The organism is Flavobacterium sp. S87F.05.LMB.W.Kidney.N (genome assembly GCF_004366435.1).
In the GTDB taxonomy this organism is placed as follows: Bacteria; Bacteroidota; Bacteroidia; order Flavobacteriales; family Flavobacteriaceae; genus Flavobacterium.
The window spans coordinates 268795-285910 of record NZ_SODX01000007.1 but is presented as its reverse complement, the minus strand read 5'-3'; the positions used below and the strand labels follow the sequence as shown (position 1 = coordinate 285910).

General features: G+C 36.3%; 8 protein-coding genes. All 8 read left to right on the top strand.

Annotated elements, in window-relative coordinates:
* Positions 1 to 104: 104 nt before the first annotated feature.
* Complete coding sequence (locus EDB96_RS20095) at positions 105 to 3191, top strand: SusC/RagA family TonB-linked outer membrane protein (RefSeq protein WP_134142775.1); 3087 nt, start codon at positions 105 to 107, stop codon at positions 3189 to 3191.
* Positions 3192 to 3203: 12 nt separating this feature from the next.
* Entirely contained in the window at positions 3204 to 4784 is a 1581-nt protein-coding gene (locus EDB96_RS20090) for a RagB/SusD family nutrient uptake outer membrane protein (protein WP_134142774.1), read from the top strand.
* 17 nt (positions 4785 to 4801) lie between these two features.
* Entirely contained in the window at positions 4802 to 5656 is an 855-nt protein-coding gene (locus EDB96_RS20085) for a hypothetical protein (protein WP_134142772.1), read from the top strand.
* Between the two features lie 137 nt (positions 5657 to 5793).
* Positions 5794 to 8292 (top strand): glycoside hydrolase family 2 TIM barrel-domain containing protein, encoded by a 2499-nt coding sequence (locus EDB96_RS20080; RefSeq protein WP_134142771.1) that lies wholly within the window; start codon positions 5794 to 5796, stop codon positions 8290 to 8292.
* Positions 8293 to 8422: 130 nt separating this feature from the next.
* Complete coding sequence (locus EDB96_RS20075; protein ID WP_134142770.1) at positions 8423 to 10822, top strand: alpha-xylosidase; 2400 nt, start codon at positions 8423 to 8425, stop codon at positions 10820 to 10822.
* 210 nt (positions 10823 to 11032) lie between these two features.
* Positions 11033 to 13039 (top strand): glycoside hydrolase family 97 protein, encoded by a 2007-nt coding sequence (locus tag EDB96_RS20070; protein ID WP_134142769.1) that lies wholly within the window; start codon positions 11033 to 11035, stop codon positions 13037 to 13039.
* Between the two features lie 141 nt (positions 13040 to 13180).
* Complete coding sequence (locus EDB96_RS20065) at positions 13181 to 14737, top strand: GH39 family glycosyl hydrolase (protein ID WP_134142767.1); 1557 nt, start codon at positions 13181 to 13183, stop codon at positions 14735 to 14737.
* Positions 14738 to 14827: 90 nt separating this feature from the next.
* Positions 14828 to 17065 (top strand): glycoside hydrolase family 3 C-terminal domain-containing protein, encoded by a 2238-nt coding sequence (locus EDB96_RS20060; RefSeq protein WP_134142766.1) that lies wholly within the window; start codon positions 14828 to 14830, stop codon positions 17063 to 17065.
* Positions 17066 to 17116 lie beyond the last annotated feature (51 nt).

Genomic DNA, 17116 nt, shown 5'->3' with positions numbered 1-17116 from the left:
GAGATTCAGGCCCTCATTTTTGGCATGACCTGCTTGGGAAGTTTTCCAGATTTCTCTTAGGGTAAAAATTACTAACTATAACTTAAACTTAATCAATTCTTACTATGAAAAGCAAAAATTGTATTACAACAAAGCTTCCATATTTTATGGCGGTGCTGCTTAGCGTATTTATGATGCAGTTTGGATTTGCACAAGAATCCAAAACTGTAAGTGGAACAATCACTTCTGCCGAAGACGGATTTGGAGTTCCCGGAGCAACTGTACAAGTACAGGGAACAAAATCGAGTACTGTTACCGATTTTGATGGAAAATATAAAGTAGAAGCTAAAACAGGAGATGTTTTAGTGATCACTTTCGTGGGATTTAAAACACAAAAAATTACTGTTGGCGCTCAGAAAGTTGTCAATTTAGTGCTGCAGCCAGAAACTGCAGAACTTAAAGAAATTGTAGTAATTGGTTATGGTACTCAAAAGAAGAAAGTTAATACAGCTGCAACTTCTTTGGTATCTGGAAAAGACATTCAGCAAGTAGCGAGTCTTGATGTTGTAAATGCTTTGCAAGGTCAGGCTTCTGGAGTTTCTGTAACTTCTTCTTCTGGTCAGCCTGGTGCGAATATGGTGGTAAATATTCGTGGTGCAGGTACAGCAGGAAACAGTGATCCGCTTTATGTGGTTGATGGTGTTGTGGTTGATAACGGAATTGGATACTTAGATCCTTCTGTTATTGAAAGGGTTGACGTTTTAAAAGATGCTTCTGCGGCTTCTATCTATGGAGCAAGAGCAGCAAACGGAGTTATCTTGGTTACAACTAAAAAAGGAAAAGATGGTAAAATGAATGTGTCTTTCAGTTCTTACACAGGTTTTCAGCAGATTGCAAAAAAACTGGATTTGATGAATACACAAGAATATACAACAATTATGAACGAAGCTCGTGTAAATTCTGGATATTCTCCATTATACACGAAAGAGCAAATTGCTGCATTTCCTGATCATGACTGGCAGAAAGATTTGTTTAATGAAGGTGCAATGAAACAAAACCACTCCCTTTTGATTACAGGTGGTGATGAAAAATCTACAATTGCAACTGGTTTATCGTACTACGGACAAGAAGGTATGATTGGCGGAGCAAATAATCAGTCTCAATACGATCGTGTTACTTTTACAGTAAACTCTACTTCAGAAGTTATTAAAGGATATTTGAAAATTGGTGAAAACTTCACTTTATCAAACATTAAATCAAGCGGTGTTGCAGATGATGGAATTTACAGCAACGCAATTAGAAGCTTCTTAAACGCAGCTCCAATTGATGCAGCGTATGATGCAAATGGAGATTTTGCAAGCTCAATTATCTCTGCAGATATCAGTAATCCAGTTGGATCTTTATACTATAACAACTTCAATCAAACAAAAACAAACCGTTATGTAGGTAATATTTTTGCTGAATTGAAATTTGCCAAAAACTTTACTTTCAGAACCAGTTATGGTGTTGATATGACAGATAGTAACTATCGTTCTTTCAGACCTGTTTATTCTCTTTCTTCAAATGATAATAATACAGTTTCTAGTGTTACTCAAAGCGCAACAAAATCGATGGGATGGATTTTTGAGAATACACTTCAATACAAATTCAACATTGCTTCTGCTCATAATTTTGATGTGTTAGTGGGTACTTCTGCTAAAAAGAACACTGCAGATTACATGGAAGGACAAGGAAGAAACTTAATTTTTGATGATTTCGAACATGCTTATTTGGATAATGCAAAAGATCCAACATCAAATGTGGTAAAAGGAAACCGTAGAGATTACGCTATTCAATCGTACTTCGGACGTTTATTGTACGATTATGATAATAAATATTTATTCTCAGCTACAGTGCGTCGTGACGGATCTTCAGAATTTGGTCCAGACAACAAATATGCTATTTTCCCATCGTTCTCTGCTGGTTGGAATTTAGACAAAGAAGCTTTCTTTAAAGAAAATAAAGTATTAAATACTTTCAAATTAAGAGCAAGCTGGGGGCAAAATGGTAACGATCAATTTGCAAGAAGATTTGCTTATATGTCGGTTGTAAACTCAACAGATAAAACGTATCATTTTGGAACAGGTGACGAAACTTTATTAGTAGGTTCAAGCCCAGATCAGTTAGCAAATAGAAACTTAAAATGGGAAACTTCTGAGCAGTTGGATTTAGGTTTTGATGCTACTTTATTTACCAACTTTACTTTAACTTTCGATTACTATGATAAGAAAACGAAAGACTGGTTAGTTCTTGCTTCTATCCCCGCTTATGCTGGAGCTACCGCACCTTATATTAATGGTGGAGATGTGAGTAATAAAGGTTTTGAAATTGGATTGGCTTATCGTACACGTTTTGGAAAAGATTGGAATTTTGGAATCAATGCAAACCTTTCTCGCAACCAAAACGAAGTATTACGAATTGCAAACAACGAAGGAATTATTCACGGAGAATCAAATGTTTTATTCCAAGGTTTAGACGAAATGAACCGTGTTGAGGTGGGTAAACCAATGGGTTATTTCTACGGATTAAAAACAGCTGGAATTTTCCAAAATGCTGCAGAAGTTGCTGCGGGAGTTCAGCCAAATGCACAACCTGGAGATGTTCGTTTTGTAGATTTGAACACTGACGGAAAAATTGATGCAAATGATAAAACACAAATCGGAGATCCAAACCCAGATATTAACTACGGTGTTAATTTAGAATTATCATATAAAGCTTTTGATTTATCTATTAATACTTATGGTACTGCTGGAGGACAAAACGTTTTTGGAATTCACGATTATACTCGTGCCTACACAAACAACACTACAGATGTTTTAAACAGATGGACAAGCGAAGGAACTTCAAACACAGTTCCAAGAGTAACATACGGAACAGATGATAATGGTAACTATACTAAATTCTCTGATTTGTATATTCAGGATTCAGATTTCTTCAGAATTAAAAATGCTACAATTGGATGTGATTTGACAAAGTTAACAGACAAGTTGAAATTCTTCTCTAAATTCAGATTGTACGTTGCAGGAAATAACATTTACACATTCACGAAGTACAAAGGAATGGATCCAGAAATTGGTTTTGGAAACGTAAATCAATCTTGGGCTAAAGGAATCGATGTTGGATATTATCCGCAGCCAAGAACCTACATGATGGGTCTAAATGTTAACTTTTAAATTTTGAACACGATGAAAACATATATAAAATTATTTGCCCTTTCAAGCTTACTAACCTTAGGTGCTTGTTCGGAAGATTTTTTGGAAAACGAACCATATACTGATAAAGTAACAGAGAATTTTTATAAAACTCCATCGGATGCTTTTGAAGGTTTGGTAGCTGTTTATGATGTATTGCAAAGAGAAGCTTACGGTACACAATTAATCGTAAGTGAGCAGGCATCTGACAACTGTTTTGGAGGATTTGGTATTGCAGATCCAACAGTAGATTTGCAGTGGGACCGCTTTCAATACACAACAGATAAAGATATGAATGCCCTGACTTGGACAAACTCTTATCTTGGAATTTACAGAGCAAACATTTTATTAGAAAACCTAGACAAAGTAAACTGGGGATCTGATACAGCTTTGAAAACGCGTTACGAAGCTGAAGCACGTTTCTTAAGAGCACATTTTCATTTCCAAGCGGCAAAAATGTTTGGAGATATTATTCCGTTAGATCATACGGTAACGACAAGTGAATTTGAATTACCAAGACAAGCACCAGAAGTTACTTATGCTTTAATTGCAAACGATTTAAAATTTGCTGCAGATAACTTAGGACCAGAAAATTACTCTCAAGCAGGAAATGCAAATTACGGACGTATTACAAAATGGGCTGCAGAAGCTTATTTAGCTAGAACATTCTTGTTTTACACAGGTGCTTACAACAAAACAGATTTAGCAGGTGTAGTTACAAAAGCGCAGGCTGTAAATTACATTAACGATGCTGTAAATAATAGCGGACATGGTTTAGTAGCAGATTTTGCGAATCTTTGGTTAGCAGCTTCTTTTGAAAATTTTGCTGGAGAAGATAATACAGAAATGGTTTGGGCTGTTCGTTTCAACGGTTCAGGGAAAGGAAACTGGGATCTTCACGAAGGAAACCGTTTTCAGGTAAACATTGCACCGCGTGGAGGTTCAATAGGAAAATATGCAACAGGATGGGGAGGAGCAACAGTAAACCCAAAATTGGTTGAAGCTTATGAAGCAACAGATACTAGAAAAGCAGCTTCATTTATTGATTATGCAGGTGAGAATTTAAATTTTGATGCTCAAGCTAGAGAACAGCGTCAATACACTGGATATTCTTGGAAAAAATATTGTCCAATTACGAATGCAGCGGGAACAGCAGTTGTAGAAGCAAATGGAGGAAATTTCCAAATTGATAATTATCAGGATTATGCAATTATTCGTTTTGCAGATGTTTTATTAATGGCTGCCGAATTGAATTTAGGAACAAATGCAGCATTGGCACAAGCAGATCTAGACAGAGTTCGTGATCGTGCTTTTAAAAGTACAACACATAGAATTCCTGCAACTCAAGCCAATATTATGCAAGAGCGCCGTTTAGAATTGGCATTGGAAGGTTTACGTTATTTTGATTTAATCAGACAAGGAATGCCTGCAATGAAAGCAGCTATTGACAACAATACTGGAGATTCTCAGTTTGCCGTAACATTTAGACCAGAAACGCTCGGATGGTTTCCTTTACCACAATCACAGATAGTACTTTCAAATGGTACTATTCAACAAAATCCAGGTTGGAATTAACTTTAAACAAATTGATTATGAAACGTATATTATATATAGTATTAACGGCTGTAACAATCAGTTCGTTTTTATTCTCTTGTGAGCCTGTTGAAGATCGCGAAAGTTTGCCAGCAATCACAGTAACACCAGAAACACTTAAATATTCTATCACTCAGGATGCAGTAAACAAAAATGTTTTAATCCTTAAAAGTGAAGATCCAACTGTAATTCCATATTGGAAATTTGTAGATGCATCAGGAAATGAATTAGGGCATTCAAACAAAAGCGATGATCGTGTAACATTACCTTTCGCAGGAAAATACAATGTTTATTTTACAGCCTATACAAGAGGAGGTTCAGTAGACGCGGTTCCAACTGTAGTTGATGTTCCTGAAAACGATGACACTTATTTCAGCGATCCAAGATGGGAGATGCTGACCAATGGTGTTGCAGGAAAAACATGGGTATTAGATTTTGTTGATCCTGTTGGATGGGCTGGTTTAGATTATCCTTCAACATCTGGAGATAACTGGAGCTGGCTTCCAGATTATGCAAGCAATTCATGGGTTATGCCAAATAAAAATTGGGGCGAAATGTATTTTGATTTAAATGGAAATTACAATACAACTGTTACTCAAACAGCTATTGCAAATAACAATCAGACTACTAAGAAAAACACATACAAATTTGATATTGCAAACAATAGAATAATTTTTAATGGAGGAGTAGAAATGCTTTACGGTGGTGATTACTATCTAGATTGTAGCAATTGGTACAATGTAAAAGTGGTTGAGCTTACTGCAACCTCTTTACGACTTGCTGTTATAAGAGATAAAAGTAGAACCGGCGAAGGTGTTTGTTTAATTGTATTCCATTACAAACCAAAATCATAAGTTAGTTAGTTTTGAAGTCTCAGTTTTAAACATGTTTCTAACGTGCTTTAAGACTGAGACTTAAATTATTTAAAGAAGAAATATTCGAAATCGATTTTTATTTCTATCTTCCAATTCCAAAAACACAAAAAGTAGCTATGCATATTAGAAAAAACATAAAAAGCATATGTTTGTTGGCAGTAGCAGCAGGAGTAATTTTACTCAATTCCTGCGCTAAAAAAGAGGATGCATTTATAAATAGAAAAGTTTCTTTTAATACAGATTGGAGTTTCCATCTAAACGATAGTATAATTGATAAAGATACCATTGGAAGTACCACTAAATGGAGAAAACTAGACGTTCCTCACGATTGGAGCATCGAAGGAAATTTTGATGAAAAAAGTCCGGCTGGTTATGGCGGAGGAGCATTAAACGGAGGTTTAGGCTGGTACAAAAAAACATTCAAAGTGGCTGCAGAAGACAGCACAAAAGTTACTTCAATTACTTTTGACGGCGTTTACAAAAACAGCGAAGTCTGGGTAAACGGCCATTATTTAGGAAAACGTCCAAACGGATATATTGGTTTTCAATATGAAATCTCCAAATATTTAAATTACGGAGATAAAAACAACGAAATTATTGTTAAGGTTGACAATTCAAAACAACCCAATTCAAGATGGTATTCAGGTTCTGGAATTTTTAGAAATGTCTGGATTGAAACCACAGATAAACTGCATGTTGCACAGTGGGGAACTTACGTGACAACGCCAAAAGTTACAGCTGACACAGCTTCGGTAAATATTGAAACTACAATTCAGAATCAATATTCGACTTCAAAGAAAGCAACAGTAACAACAACTATTTTTTATGGTATAGGAAATGATCTTAGAAGAATAAAATCGACTAGTCAAAATATAACAATTGGTGCAAATGCCAATCAAACAAGTAAACAACAAATACAAGTTTCCAATCCTGTTTTATGGTCTGTTGAAAAACCAGAATTGTATACAGCTGTTACGGAAATTTCGCTTGACGATAAAATCATTGATCAATACAAAACCAATTTCGGAATTAGAGATTTTAAATTCGATTTGAACAAAGGTTTTATTTTGAATGGAAAACAGGTTAAAATAAAAGGAGTTTGTTTACATCACGATTTAGGCCCGTTGGGATCTGCAATTAATACTCGCGCCATTGCACGTCAATTGGAAATCATGAAAGAAATGGGTGTAAACGGAATCAGAACTTCTCATAATCCACCCGCTCCGGAACTTTTAGACCTTTGCGATAAAATGGGTTTCATTGTCATGGATGAAGCTTTTGACATGTGGAAACAAACCAAAACCAAATACGATTACGGAAATGATTGGGACAAATGGCATAAAAAAGATCTAATCGATCAATTGCTTCGCGACCGAAATCATCCAAGTATTTTTGTTTGGAGCATCGGAAATGAAATCCCAGAACAATGGAATGAAAAAGGTGTTGAAATTGCCAAAGAATTAGCAGCAATTACACGCCAATACGATAAAACACGTCCGTTGACTGCAGCGATGAATCCGCCGGTAAATATGAATATTGATGCCGTGACTTTACAATTTGAGAAAAAAGATGTTTCGATTAATCCGCTTGCTGGATCAGGTGTTTTAGATTTAATTGGATATAATTATGCGCATCAAACATATGAACATCATCTGAAGAATTTCCCTAATACACCTTTCATCGCAACCGAAACAACTTCAGGTTTGCAGACAAGAGGTTATTACGATGCCGTTTCAGATACCATCAAAAAATGGCCGGTAAGATGGGATCTTAAATTTACAGAAGGAAATCCTGGAAATACCGTTTCAGCTTACGATCAGGTGCAGACGCCTTGGGGTTCAACGCACGAAGCAACTTGGAAAGTCATTAAAAAACACGATTTCCTTTCTGGAATGTACATTTGGACAGGTTTCGATTATATCGGAGAACCAACGCCGTACGAATGGCCTTCAATAAGTTCTTATTTCGGAATTGTAGATTTAGCCGGTTTCCCGAAAGATGTGTATTATATGTACCAAAGCGAATGGACAGACAAAACAGTTCTTCATATTTTCCCGCATTGGAACTGGAAAGCCGGACAAACTGTTGACGTTTGGGCATACTACAATAAAGCCGATGAGGTTGAACTTTTTGTAAACGGAAAATCGGTTGGAAAAAGAAGCAAAAAAGGAGACGATCTTCATGTAATGTGGAGAATTCCTTTTGAAGCAGGAGTCTTAAAAGCAGTTTCTCGTAAAGACGGAAAAGTAGTTTTAGAAAAAGAAATTAAAACGGCTGGAAATCCGTCTCAATTAAAATTGACTGCAGATAGAAGCACGATAAAAGCAGATAAAAATGATTTGTCATTTATTACAGTTGATATTTTAGACGACAAAGGAACATTAGCTCCAAATGCCAATAACGAAATCAATTTCTCTTTAAAAGGAAACGGAAAAATTGTTGGAGTTTGCAGCGGAGATCCAGTAAGCCACGAACCGTACAAAGGAACTAAACATACCGCTTTGGCTGGAAAATGTTTGGTAATTGTACAATCAGGAAATACATCTGGAAGATTGGAATTAACCGCAAAAGCAAACGGATTGAAACAATCTACAATTGTAATTACAGCAGAATAATAAGTTACGTTCCTAACAGGTTTCTAAAACCTGTTAGGTATCAATAGATTTTTATCAAGATATAAAATAAAATACCTAACAGGTTTTAAAAAACCTGTTAGGATAAACTAACATCTAGAATTATTAACCAATGAAAAACTCAAAACTAACCGCATTATTTTCTGCCTTAATGTTTGGATTTATTGCAGTGCCGAAAGCATCAGCACAAATTCAAAATGCAGAAGTATTAAACGCACCAATAGATATCAGTAAAGATTTTCAGAACTATCTGAACACCTTTTATTTCGCAGATGAATTGGCATCTTTTGATCCTGCAACAGGAAAAGGAACTATAAAATATTTGAGATACAATTATAAAACACGTCAGGCTTTCAACAACATGATGATGAAGCCAGATGTGGAAAAAGCAAACGAATTTCCAACAACAGAATATGAAGAATCTCCTGTTTTGCCATTCGAAATTCAGTTTGTTTCTGATAGAACAGTTAGAATAAAAACGACTTCTGGACCGCAATTTCATCCGCAAAAGGAATCTTTAATGCTGGTTGACGGCGTTGCGCCAAATCACCCGGAATTATGGAAATATTCTAAAATCGAAGGCGGGCACAGCTATACAAGCACACACGGAAGAGTTGAAATCCTGACAAAACCTTGGCACGTAAAAATCTACGATGAAAAAGGAAAATTGCTGACAAGCACGCTTCATGATACTGATTTTAAAAATACGTATACACCAACACTTCCATTTTCTTATGTTCGAAGAAACAGCGATTATTCAAGAAGTATGGGCGCGGCGTTCAGCTTAGAACCAGACGAAAAAATATTTGGCTGCGGGGAATCTTTCACGCAATTCAACAAACGCGGACAAAAAGTAGTTTTATGGACAGACGACGCGAACGGAATCCAGAATGAAACGATGTACAAACCAATTCCGTTTTACATGAGCAGTCGCGGTTACGGCGTTTTCATGCATCATTCGACACCAATTACGGTTGACTTTGGAAAATATTTTTCAAGTGCCAACGAAATGTACATTGGAGATGACGAAGCTGATTTATTTTTCTTCATCGGAGAACCAAAAGACGTTTTAGATCAATACACTAATTTGACAGGAAAAGCTGCGATGCCGCCACTTTGGTCTTTCGGTTTCTGGATGAGCCGTATCACGTATTTCTCAGAAAAAGAAGGAAGAGATGTAGCAAGAGATTTGCGTAAATATAAAATCCCAACGGACGTTATTCACTTTGATACGGGATGGTTTGATGTAGATTGGAGAAACAACTACGAGTTTGCAAAATCTCGTTTTCCAGACGCAACAAAAATGATGTCTGATTTAAAGAAAGACGGTTTCCAGGTTTGTTTATGGCAATTGCCGTACTTCACTCCAAAGAATACTTTGTTTCCAGAAATCATGGAAAAAAACTTAGCCGTAAGAGATAGAAAAGGAAATCTTCCTTACGAAGATGCGGTTTTAGATTTCTCAAATCCAGAGACGATTTCTTGGTATCAAGGCAAATTGAAAAAATTATTTGATGAAGGCGTAGCCGTTTTCAAAGTAGATTTTGGAGAAGCTGCACCGCCGGACGGAATTTACCATTCTGGAAGAACTGGTTTTTACGAGCACAATTTATACCCGTTACGTTACAACAAAGCCGTTGCAGAAATTACGCAGAAAGAAAAAGGTTATACTTTAATCTGGGCGAGAAGCACTTGGGCAGGATCGCAGCGTTACCCATTACACTGGGGAGGAGATTCTGAAACTTCAAACGGAGCAATGTCGGCAGAATTACGCGGCGGACTTTCATTAGGTCTTTCTGGTTTCAGTTTCTGGAGTCATGATGTTGGAGGATTTGCAACAAAATCTCCTGAGAATATCTACAGAAGATGGACGCCATTCGGAATGTTCACTTCGCACGTAAGAAGCCACGGAGAGCCTCCACGCGAACCTTGGTTGTACAGCAAAGAGTTCTTAGAAGGATTTAGGAAAGCAGATAATATGCGTTATGAATTAATGCCATATATCTATGCTCAGGCAAAAGAAAGTTCTCAAAAAGGTTTACCGATGATGCGTGCTTTATTTGTAGAATATCCAAACGATCCAGGAGCTTGGTTAGTTGACAATCAATATTTATTTGGTTCAAGTATTTTAGTAGCACCGCTTTTTGAAGAGGTTGAAGAAAGAGACGTTTATCTTCCAGAAGGAACTTGGATCGATTACCAAACTAAAAAAGTATACCAATCAGGATGGCATAAAATTAAAGCTGGCGAAGTGCCAATTGTAGTTTTAATAAAAGACGGAACTGCGATTCCACACATCGGTTTAGCGCAGTCTACAAAAGACATGGATTGGAGCAAACTGACATTAAAAGTTTACGCAAGCGATAAAACAACTTCGGCAACAGCTAAAGTATTTTTACCAGAAGGCGATGCAGTACAGGAAATAAAAGTGACTAAAAACGGAAACAATTTTGAAGTAACTGGAAATCCATTAAACGGAAAAACCACTTTTAAAACAGAGTGGATTAAATAAAAAAGTTAGCCACAAATTACACGAATTTCCACGAATTGTATTTGTGATAATTGGTGTAATTCGTGGCAAAAAAATAGCCACAGATTAAAGGATTAAAAAGATTAAAATAAAATCTGCAAAAATCTGCAGAATCTGCGTGAAAAAATCATAAAGAAAAATCCTTTTTAATCCTTTAAATCAGTGGCAAAAAAAATATAATACCAAAAAACAATGAAAAACTATCTAATTCTCCCAGCCGTTTTGTTTTCAGTAGCAATGGGCTACAGTCAGAAAAACAAAAACGCTTACGAACTGGCATCGCCAAACGGACAAAATAAAATCAAATTTGAGCTGGTAAAAAATGCTCCAAAATATGCTGTTTCACACGGAAAAACCGAAGTGATCACACCATCAGAAATGGGATTTTTACTAAAAGGAAATGAAGATTTAAGTTCAAATTTTGAAATTAAGGGAGCAAAAACTTCTTCGTTTGATGAAACTTGGGAACAAGTTTGGGGAGAAAAGAAAAACATCAGAAACAATTACAATCAGTTGGTTGTTGATTTGCAGCAAAAAACTGGAAACAAAAGAAAATTACAAATTCAGTTCCGTGCTTTCGACGATGGAGTGGCGTTTCGATATGTGTATCCAAAACAAAACGTAAAAGACAGTATTTTCATCATGGATGAAAAAACAACTTTTAACTTAAAAGAAGATGGAAAAGCATGGTGGATTCCGGCAAACAGAGAAAACCGTGACGAATATCTTTTTAAAGATGCGCCGGTAAGCACGCTAGATACCGTTTTAACTCCTCTAACAATTGAAAGTAAAAGCGGATTGGCTCTAAGTTTTCACGAAGCAAACTTGATCGATTTTGCAAGTATGACTTTAGTAAACAATAAAGGAACAGAATTAAAATCGGATTTAGTGCCATGGCCTGATGGAGTAAAAGTTCGTGTAAAAGATACTTTCACCTCTTCTTGGAGAACCATTCAAATTGGAGAAAATCCAGGTGAACTGATCACATCATATTTGGTTTTAAACTTAAACGAACCAAACAAATTAAAAAACACAAACAGTTATTTCAAACCTTATAAATATTTAGGAATCTGGTGGGGAATGCACATCGGGAAATATACGTTCTGGGAAAGCGATAAACAAGGTGCAACAACTAAAAACGCCGAAACGTATATTGATTTTACAGCAAAAGAAGGTTTCCATCATTTATTGATCGAAGGATGGAATAAAGGATGGACGCCAGGATGGTACGAAAACCGTATGCACATGTTCAGCTTCACGAAAAGCGCGGACAATTTCGACCTTGAAAAAGTAGTTGAATACGGAAAGAAAAAGAATATCGAATTAATTGGATATCACGAAACAGGTTCAAACCTAATTAACTATTTAAAAGAAGTTGACGAAGGTTTTGCTTTATACAAAAAACTAGGAATTCACACGGTAAAAATTGGTCACGTTGGTTCTAAATTGAACATGAAACAAATGCACTTTGGACAATTTGGAGTGAACTATTTCAGATACATTTTAGAAAAAGCGGCACAGTACGATTTAGCAGTTTTATACCACGAATCAATTAAAGATACAGGAGAAAGAAGAACCTTCCCAAACATGGTTTCGAGAGAAGCAGCACGTGGACAAGAATATAACGCTTGGAGCGAAGGAAATCCGCCAAACCATTTGAGCATTATTCCGTTTACAAGATTACTTTCAGGACCAATGGATTTTACACCTGGAATTTTCGATGTTGAGGTAAAACAAGGGTATCCAGGAAAAAGAATCCAAGGAACAGTGGGACAGCAGTTAGCATTGTATGTAGTGCTTTATTCTCCAATTCAAATGCTGGCAGATCTTCCAGAAAATTACGAAGGAAAACCAGCTTTACAATTCTTAAAAGATGTTCCAACAGATTGGGAAGACACTAAGATTGTAGAAGGAAAAATTGGTGAATACATTACAACAGCTAGAAAAGACAGAAACAGTGCCGACTGGTATTTAGGAACTTTGACAAATGAAAAACCAAGAAATGTAGAAGTTTCATTATCATTCTTAGATCCAAATGCAACTTACGAAGCACAGATTTATGTAGATGCTGAAGGAACAGATCAAACACACAATCCAGAAGCAGTGGCAATTTCGAAGAAAACAGTAAAAGCTTCAGATAAATTACAATTGAAATTAGGCGGTGCCGGAGGTGGTGCAGTAAGATTCAAAAAATTATAATCATTATGCTATCCTAACAGGTTTTCAAAACCTGTTAGGTATCAATGTCACATCACATAACTAAAAAGCTTTTTAGATTGGTTGAAATATACCTAACAGGTTTTAAAAACCTGTTAGGATAATAACAAAAACAGTTTCCAAATGAAAAAACTTTTAATAGCAGCAGTTTTAATTACTTCAGTCCATTTGATGGCACAAAACCGAACGATAAAAGTAGATTACAACAAATCGGCTGGAAAATTAAACACCATGTTTAAAGAATGCATTGGTGCCGGAAGAGCAAACGAAGGTTTGAGAGCCGACTGGCAGCAGCAATTGGCTTTGGTAAAAAAAGAATGCGATTTTAAATACATTCGTTTTCATGGTTTATTGTCTGATGATATGGCAGTTTACCGTGAAGATTCAAAAGGAAATCCAGAATACAATTACCAATACGTAGACGTTTTGTTCGATTATATTGTGAGTCTGAAAATGAAACCTTTTGTTGAATTAGGCTTTATGCCGAATGCATTGGCAAGCGGAAAAGAAACTATTTTTTGGTGGAAAGGAAATGTGACGCCTCCAAAAGATTATAAAAAATGGGAAGATTTAATCAAAAATTTAACTGCGCATTTTACAGAACGTTACGGAGTTGAAGAAGTAAAGACATGGTATTTTGAAGTTTGGAACGAACCAAATTTAACACCAGGTTTCTGGACAGGAACTCAGGCAGAATATTTTAAATTGTATGATTATGCTGCCCGCGGTGTAAAAGCAGTAAACAAAGATTACAAAGTGGGCGGACCAGCAACAGCAGGAGCAGGATGGGTTCCCGAAACAATCGATTTTTGTGCTAAAAACAATGTGCCTTTAGATTTTATCTCGACGCATACTTACGGTGTAAACCAAGGATATTTGGATGAATTCGGGACTTCTGGAACCGTTTTAAGTCCAGACGAAAACAGTATTAGCGGAGACGTTATTAATTCGCGTAAGCAGATTACCAAATCGGCGAAACCTAATTTAGAACTGCATTACACAGAGTGGAGCTCTTCTTACACGCCAGCGGATCCAATTCACGACAGTTATCATTCGGCAGCTTATATTCTGCAGAAATTAAAACAAGTCGGCAATGCAGCAAACTCCATGTCGTACTGGGTTTTTACAGATATTTTTGAAGAACCAGGCCCAAGATTTACGCCTTTTCACGGTGGTTTCGGATTATTGAATACGCAGGGAATTAAAAAGCCAGCTTATTTCTCTTATCAGTTTTTGAACAAATTGGGAGAAACAGAACTTCAAAATTTGGATAAAGCTTCGTGGACCTCTAAAAATGCAAAAGGCGATGTACAAGTTTTACTTTGGGATTTTACCAATACACATCCGGGCGAGAAAGTTTGGAATCAAACCTATTACGTTCAGGATCTTCCATCAAAAGAAAAGGGAAAAGTAAAGGTTGAAATTGACGGAATGCAGAAAGGAAAATATACTTTAGAAATCTATAAAGTAGGTTACAAAGTAAATGACGTTTATGCCGATTATCTGGCTTTAAACAAACCAAGTCAGTTGACGCGTGAGCAGGTAAATAATATGAAAAAGAAAAATAACGGCGATCCAATTGCAACAGAAAAAATAACAATTGATGCAAAAGGAACGTTCAGCAAAGAATTCAAAATCAATGAAAACGACGTTGTTTTTCTAAATTTGATAAAACAATAGACAAAAAACCACAAACATATAATATTAACGGTATTTGAAGATCATGTGTGAGGTATCAAAAATCTTTAAATCTAAACACCTAAACTATCTATGAAAAACAAAATGATATTCCTTTCGGCAGCTCTTGTTTTTGCATTGTTTACTTCTTGTAAAAATGATGCACAGACAACAGCGTCAAATACAGCAGAGACAGAAGAATACGTAGGAAAAGAAATAAGCACAGATCATGATGCTGAAATCGACAAACTGATTTCGCAGATGACATTAGAAGAAAAAATCGGAATGCTTCACGGGAACAGTATGTTTGCCAATGCAGGCGTAAAACGTTTAGGAATTCCAGAATTAAAAATGGCCGATGGTCCGTTAGGAGTTCGTGAAGAAATTTCACGCGACAATTGGGCTCCAGCGGGATGGACAAACGACTTTGCAACTTATTATCCTGCAGGAGGCGCTTTGGCAGCAACTTGGAACGCAGAAATGGCTCATACTTTTGGAACCAGTTTAGGGGAAGAATTACGTGCAAGAGACAAAGACATGTTACTTTCGCCAGCCATCAATATGGTGAGAACACCGCTTGGAGGAAGAACATACGAATACATGTCTGAAGATCCGTTTTTGAATAAAAAACTTTCAGTGCCTTTGATCGTTGGTTTACAAGAAAAAGATGTAATGGCGTGTGTAAAACATTACGCAGCAAACAATCAGGAAACGAATCGTGATTTTGTAGATGTACAAATTGACGAGCGTACACTTCGTGAAATTTACCTTCCAGCTTTTGAAGCTTCAGTAAAAGAAGCAAAAGCATATAGTATAATGGGCGCTTACAATAAATTCAGAGGCGAATATTTATGTGAAAACGATTATATGCTGAATAAAATCCTTCGTGACGAATGGGGATTTAAAGGAATTGTAGTTTCAGATTGGGCAGCGGTACATTCTACAGCAAAAGCCTTGAAAAATGGATTGGATATTGAAATGGGAACACCAAAACCTTTCAATGAATTTTTCTTAGCCGATAAATTAATCGCTGCAGTTAAATCTGGAGAAGTTTCTGAAAAAGAAATTGATCTTCACGTAAAACGTATCTTAAGAACACTGTTTCAAGTAAAAGCAATGGGTGGCGGAACTCGTGCCAAAGGAAGCATCGCAACAGAAGCACATTACCAAGATGCATACAAAATTGCTGCAGAAGCAATCGTATTGTTGAAAAACGATAATAATGCATTACCATTAAAACTAGACGGTGTAAAATCTATTGCCGTTATTGGAAACAATGCAACAAAGAAAAACGCTCTAGGCGGATTTGGTGCCGGAGTGAAAACAAAAAGAGAAGTCACGCCTTTAGAAGGTCTTAAAAACAGACTTCCTTCATCAGTTAAAATCAATTATGCTGAAGGATATTTAGAGCGTTACGATGAAAAAAACAAAGGAAACTTAGGAAATATTACAGCTAACGGTCCAGTAACCATCGATAAATTAGACGATGCAAAAGTACAAGAAGCAGTAGAAGCAGCTAAAAATTCTGATGTTGCCATCATTTTTGCGGGTTCAAACCGTGATTATGAAACAGAAGCATCAGATAGAAGAGATTTGCATTTGCCTTTCGGACAAGAAGAATTAATCAGAAAAGTAACTGCTGCTAATCCTAAAACTATTGTAGTGATGATTGCCGGAGCTCCTTTTGATATTAATGAAGTAAGCCAGAAATCTTCTGCTTTAGTTTGGAGCTGGTTCAATGGTTCTGAAGGCGGAAATGCTTTAGCAGATGTTATTTTAGGAAAAGTAAATCCGTCAGGAAAATTGCCTTGGACAATGCCTAAACAATTGAAAGATTCTCCTGCACATGCAACAAACAGTTTCCCTGGAGATAAAACGGTAAATTATGCTGAAGGAATCTTAATTGGATACCGTTGGTTTGACACTAAAAATGTGGCTCCTTTATATCCTTTCGGTTACGGATTATCATACACAACTTTTGCGCTTGATAATGCAAAAGCAAATAAAGAATCTTACGCTCAAAATGAGGTAATTGAAGTTACTGTTGATGTTAAAAACACTGGAAAAGTAGACGGAAAAGAAGTAGTGCAATTATATACTTCAAAATCAGATTCTAAAATCACTCGTGCAGCACAGGAACTAAAAGGTTTCAAAAAAGCTTCTGTGAAAGCAGGAGGTTCTGAAAAAGTAACTATTAAAGTACCAGTAAAAGAATTGGCTTATTACGATGTTGCATCTAAAAAATGGACAGTTGAGCCAGGAAAATACACTATTAAATTGGGAACTTCTTCAAGAGATATTAAAAAAGAAATTCAAGTAACAGTAAAATAACCGCTGTTTCTTTTTGATAAAATCTAACTATAATTAACGCCAGCCCTTTTA

What these genes read in the sequence shown, in the direction of transcription:
- EDB96_RS20065 (WP_134142767.1), top strand. Translation starts at nt 13,181, where the DNA reads ATGAAAAAACTTTTAATAGCAGCAGTTTTAATTACTTCAGTCCATTTG.
- EDB96_RS20070 (WP_134142769.1), top strand. Translation starts at nt 11,033, where the DNA reads ATGAAAAACTATCTAATTCTCCCAGCCGTTTTGTTTTCAGTAGCAATG.
- EDB96_RS20095 (WP_134142775.1), top strand. Translation starts at nt 105, where the DNA reads ATGAAAAGCAAAAATTGTATTACAACAAAGCTTCCATATTTTATGGCG.
- EDB96_RS20075 (WP_134142770.1), top strand. Translation starts at nt 8,423, where the DNA reads ATGAAAAACTCAAAACTAACCGCATTATTTTCTGCCTTAATGTTTGGA.
- EDB96_RS20085 (WP_134142772.1), top strand. Translation starts at nt 4,802, where the DNA reads ATGAAACGTATATTATATATAGTATTAACGGCTGTAACAATCAGTTCG.
- EDB96_RS20060 (WP_134142766.1), top strand. Translation starts at nt 14,828, where the DNA reads ATGAAAAACAAAATGATATTCCTTTCGGCAGCTCTTGTTTTTGCATTG.
- EDB96_RS20080 (WP_134142771.1), top strand. Translation starts at nt 5,794, where the DNA reads ATGCATATTAGAAAAAACATAAAAAGCATATGTTTGTTGGCAGTAGCA.
- EDB96_RS20090 (WP_134142774.1), top strand. Translation starts at nt 3,204, where the DNA reads ATGAAAACATATATAAAATTATTTGCCCTTTCAAGCTTACTAACCTTA.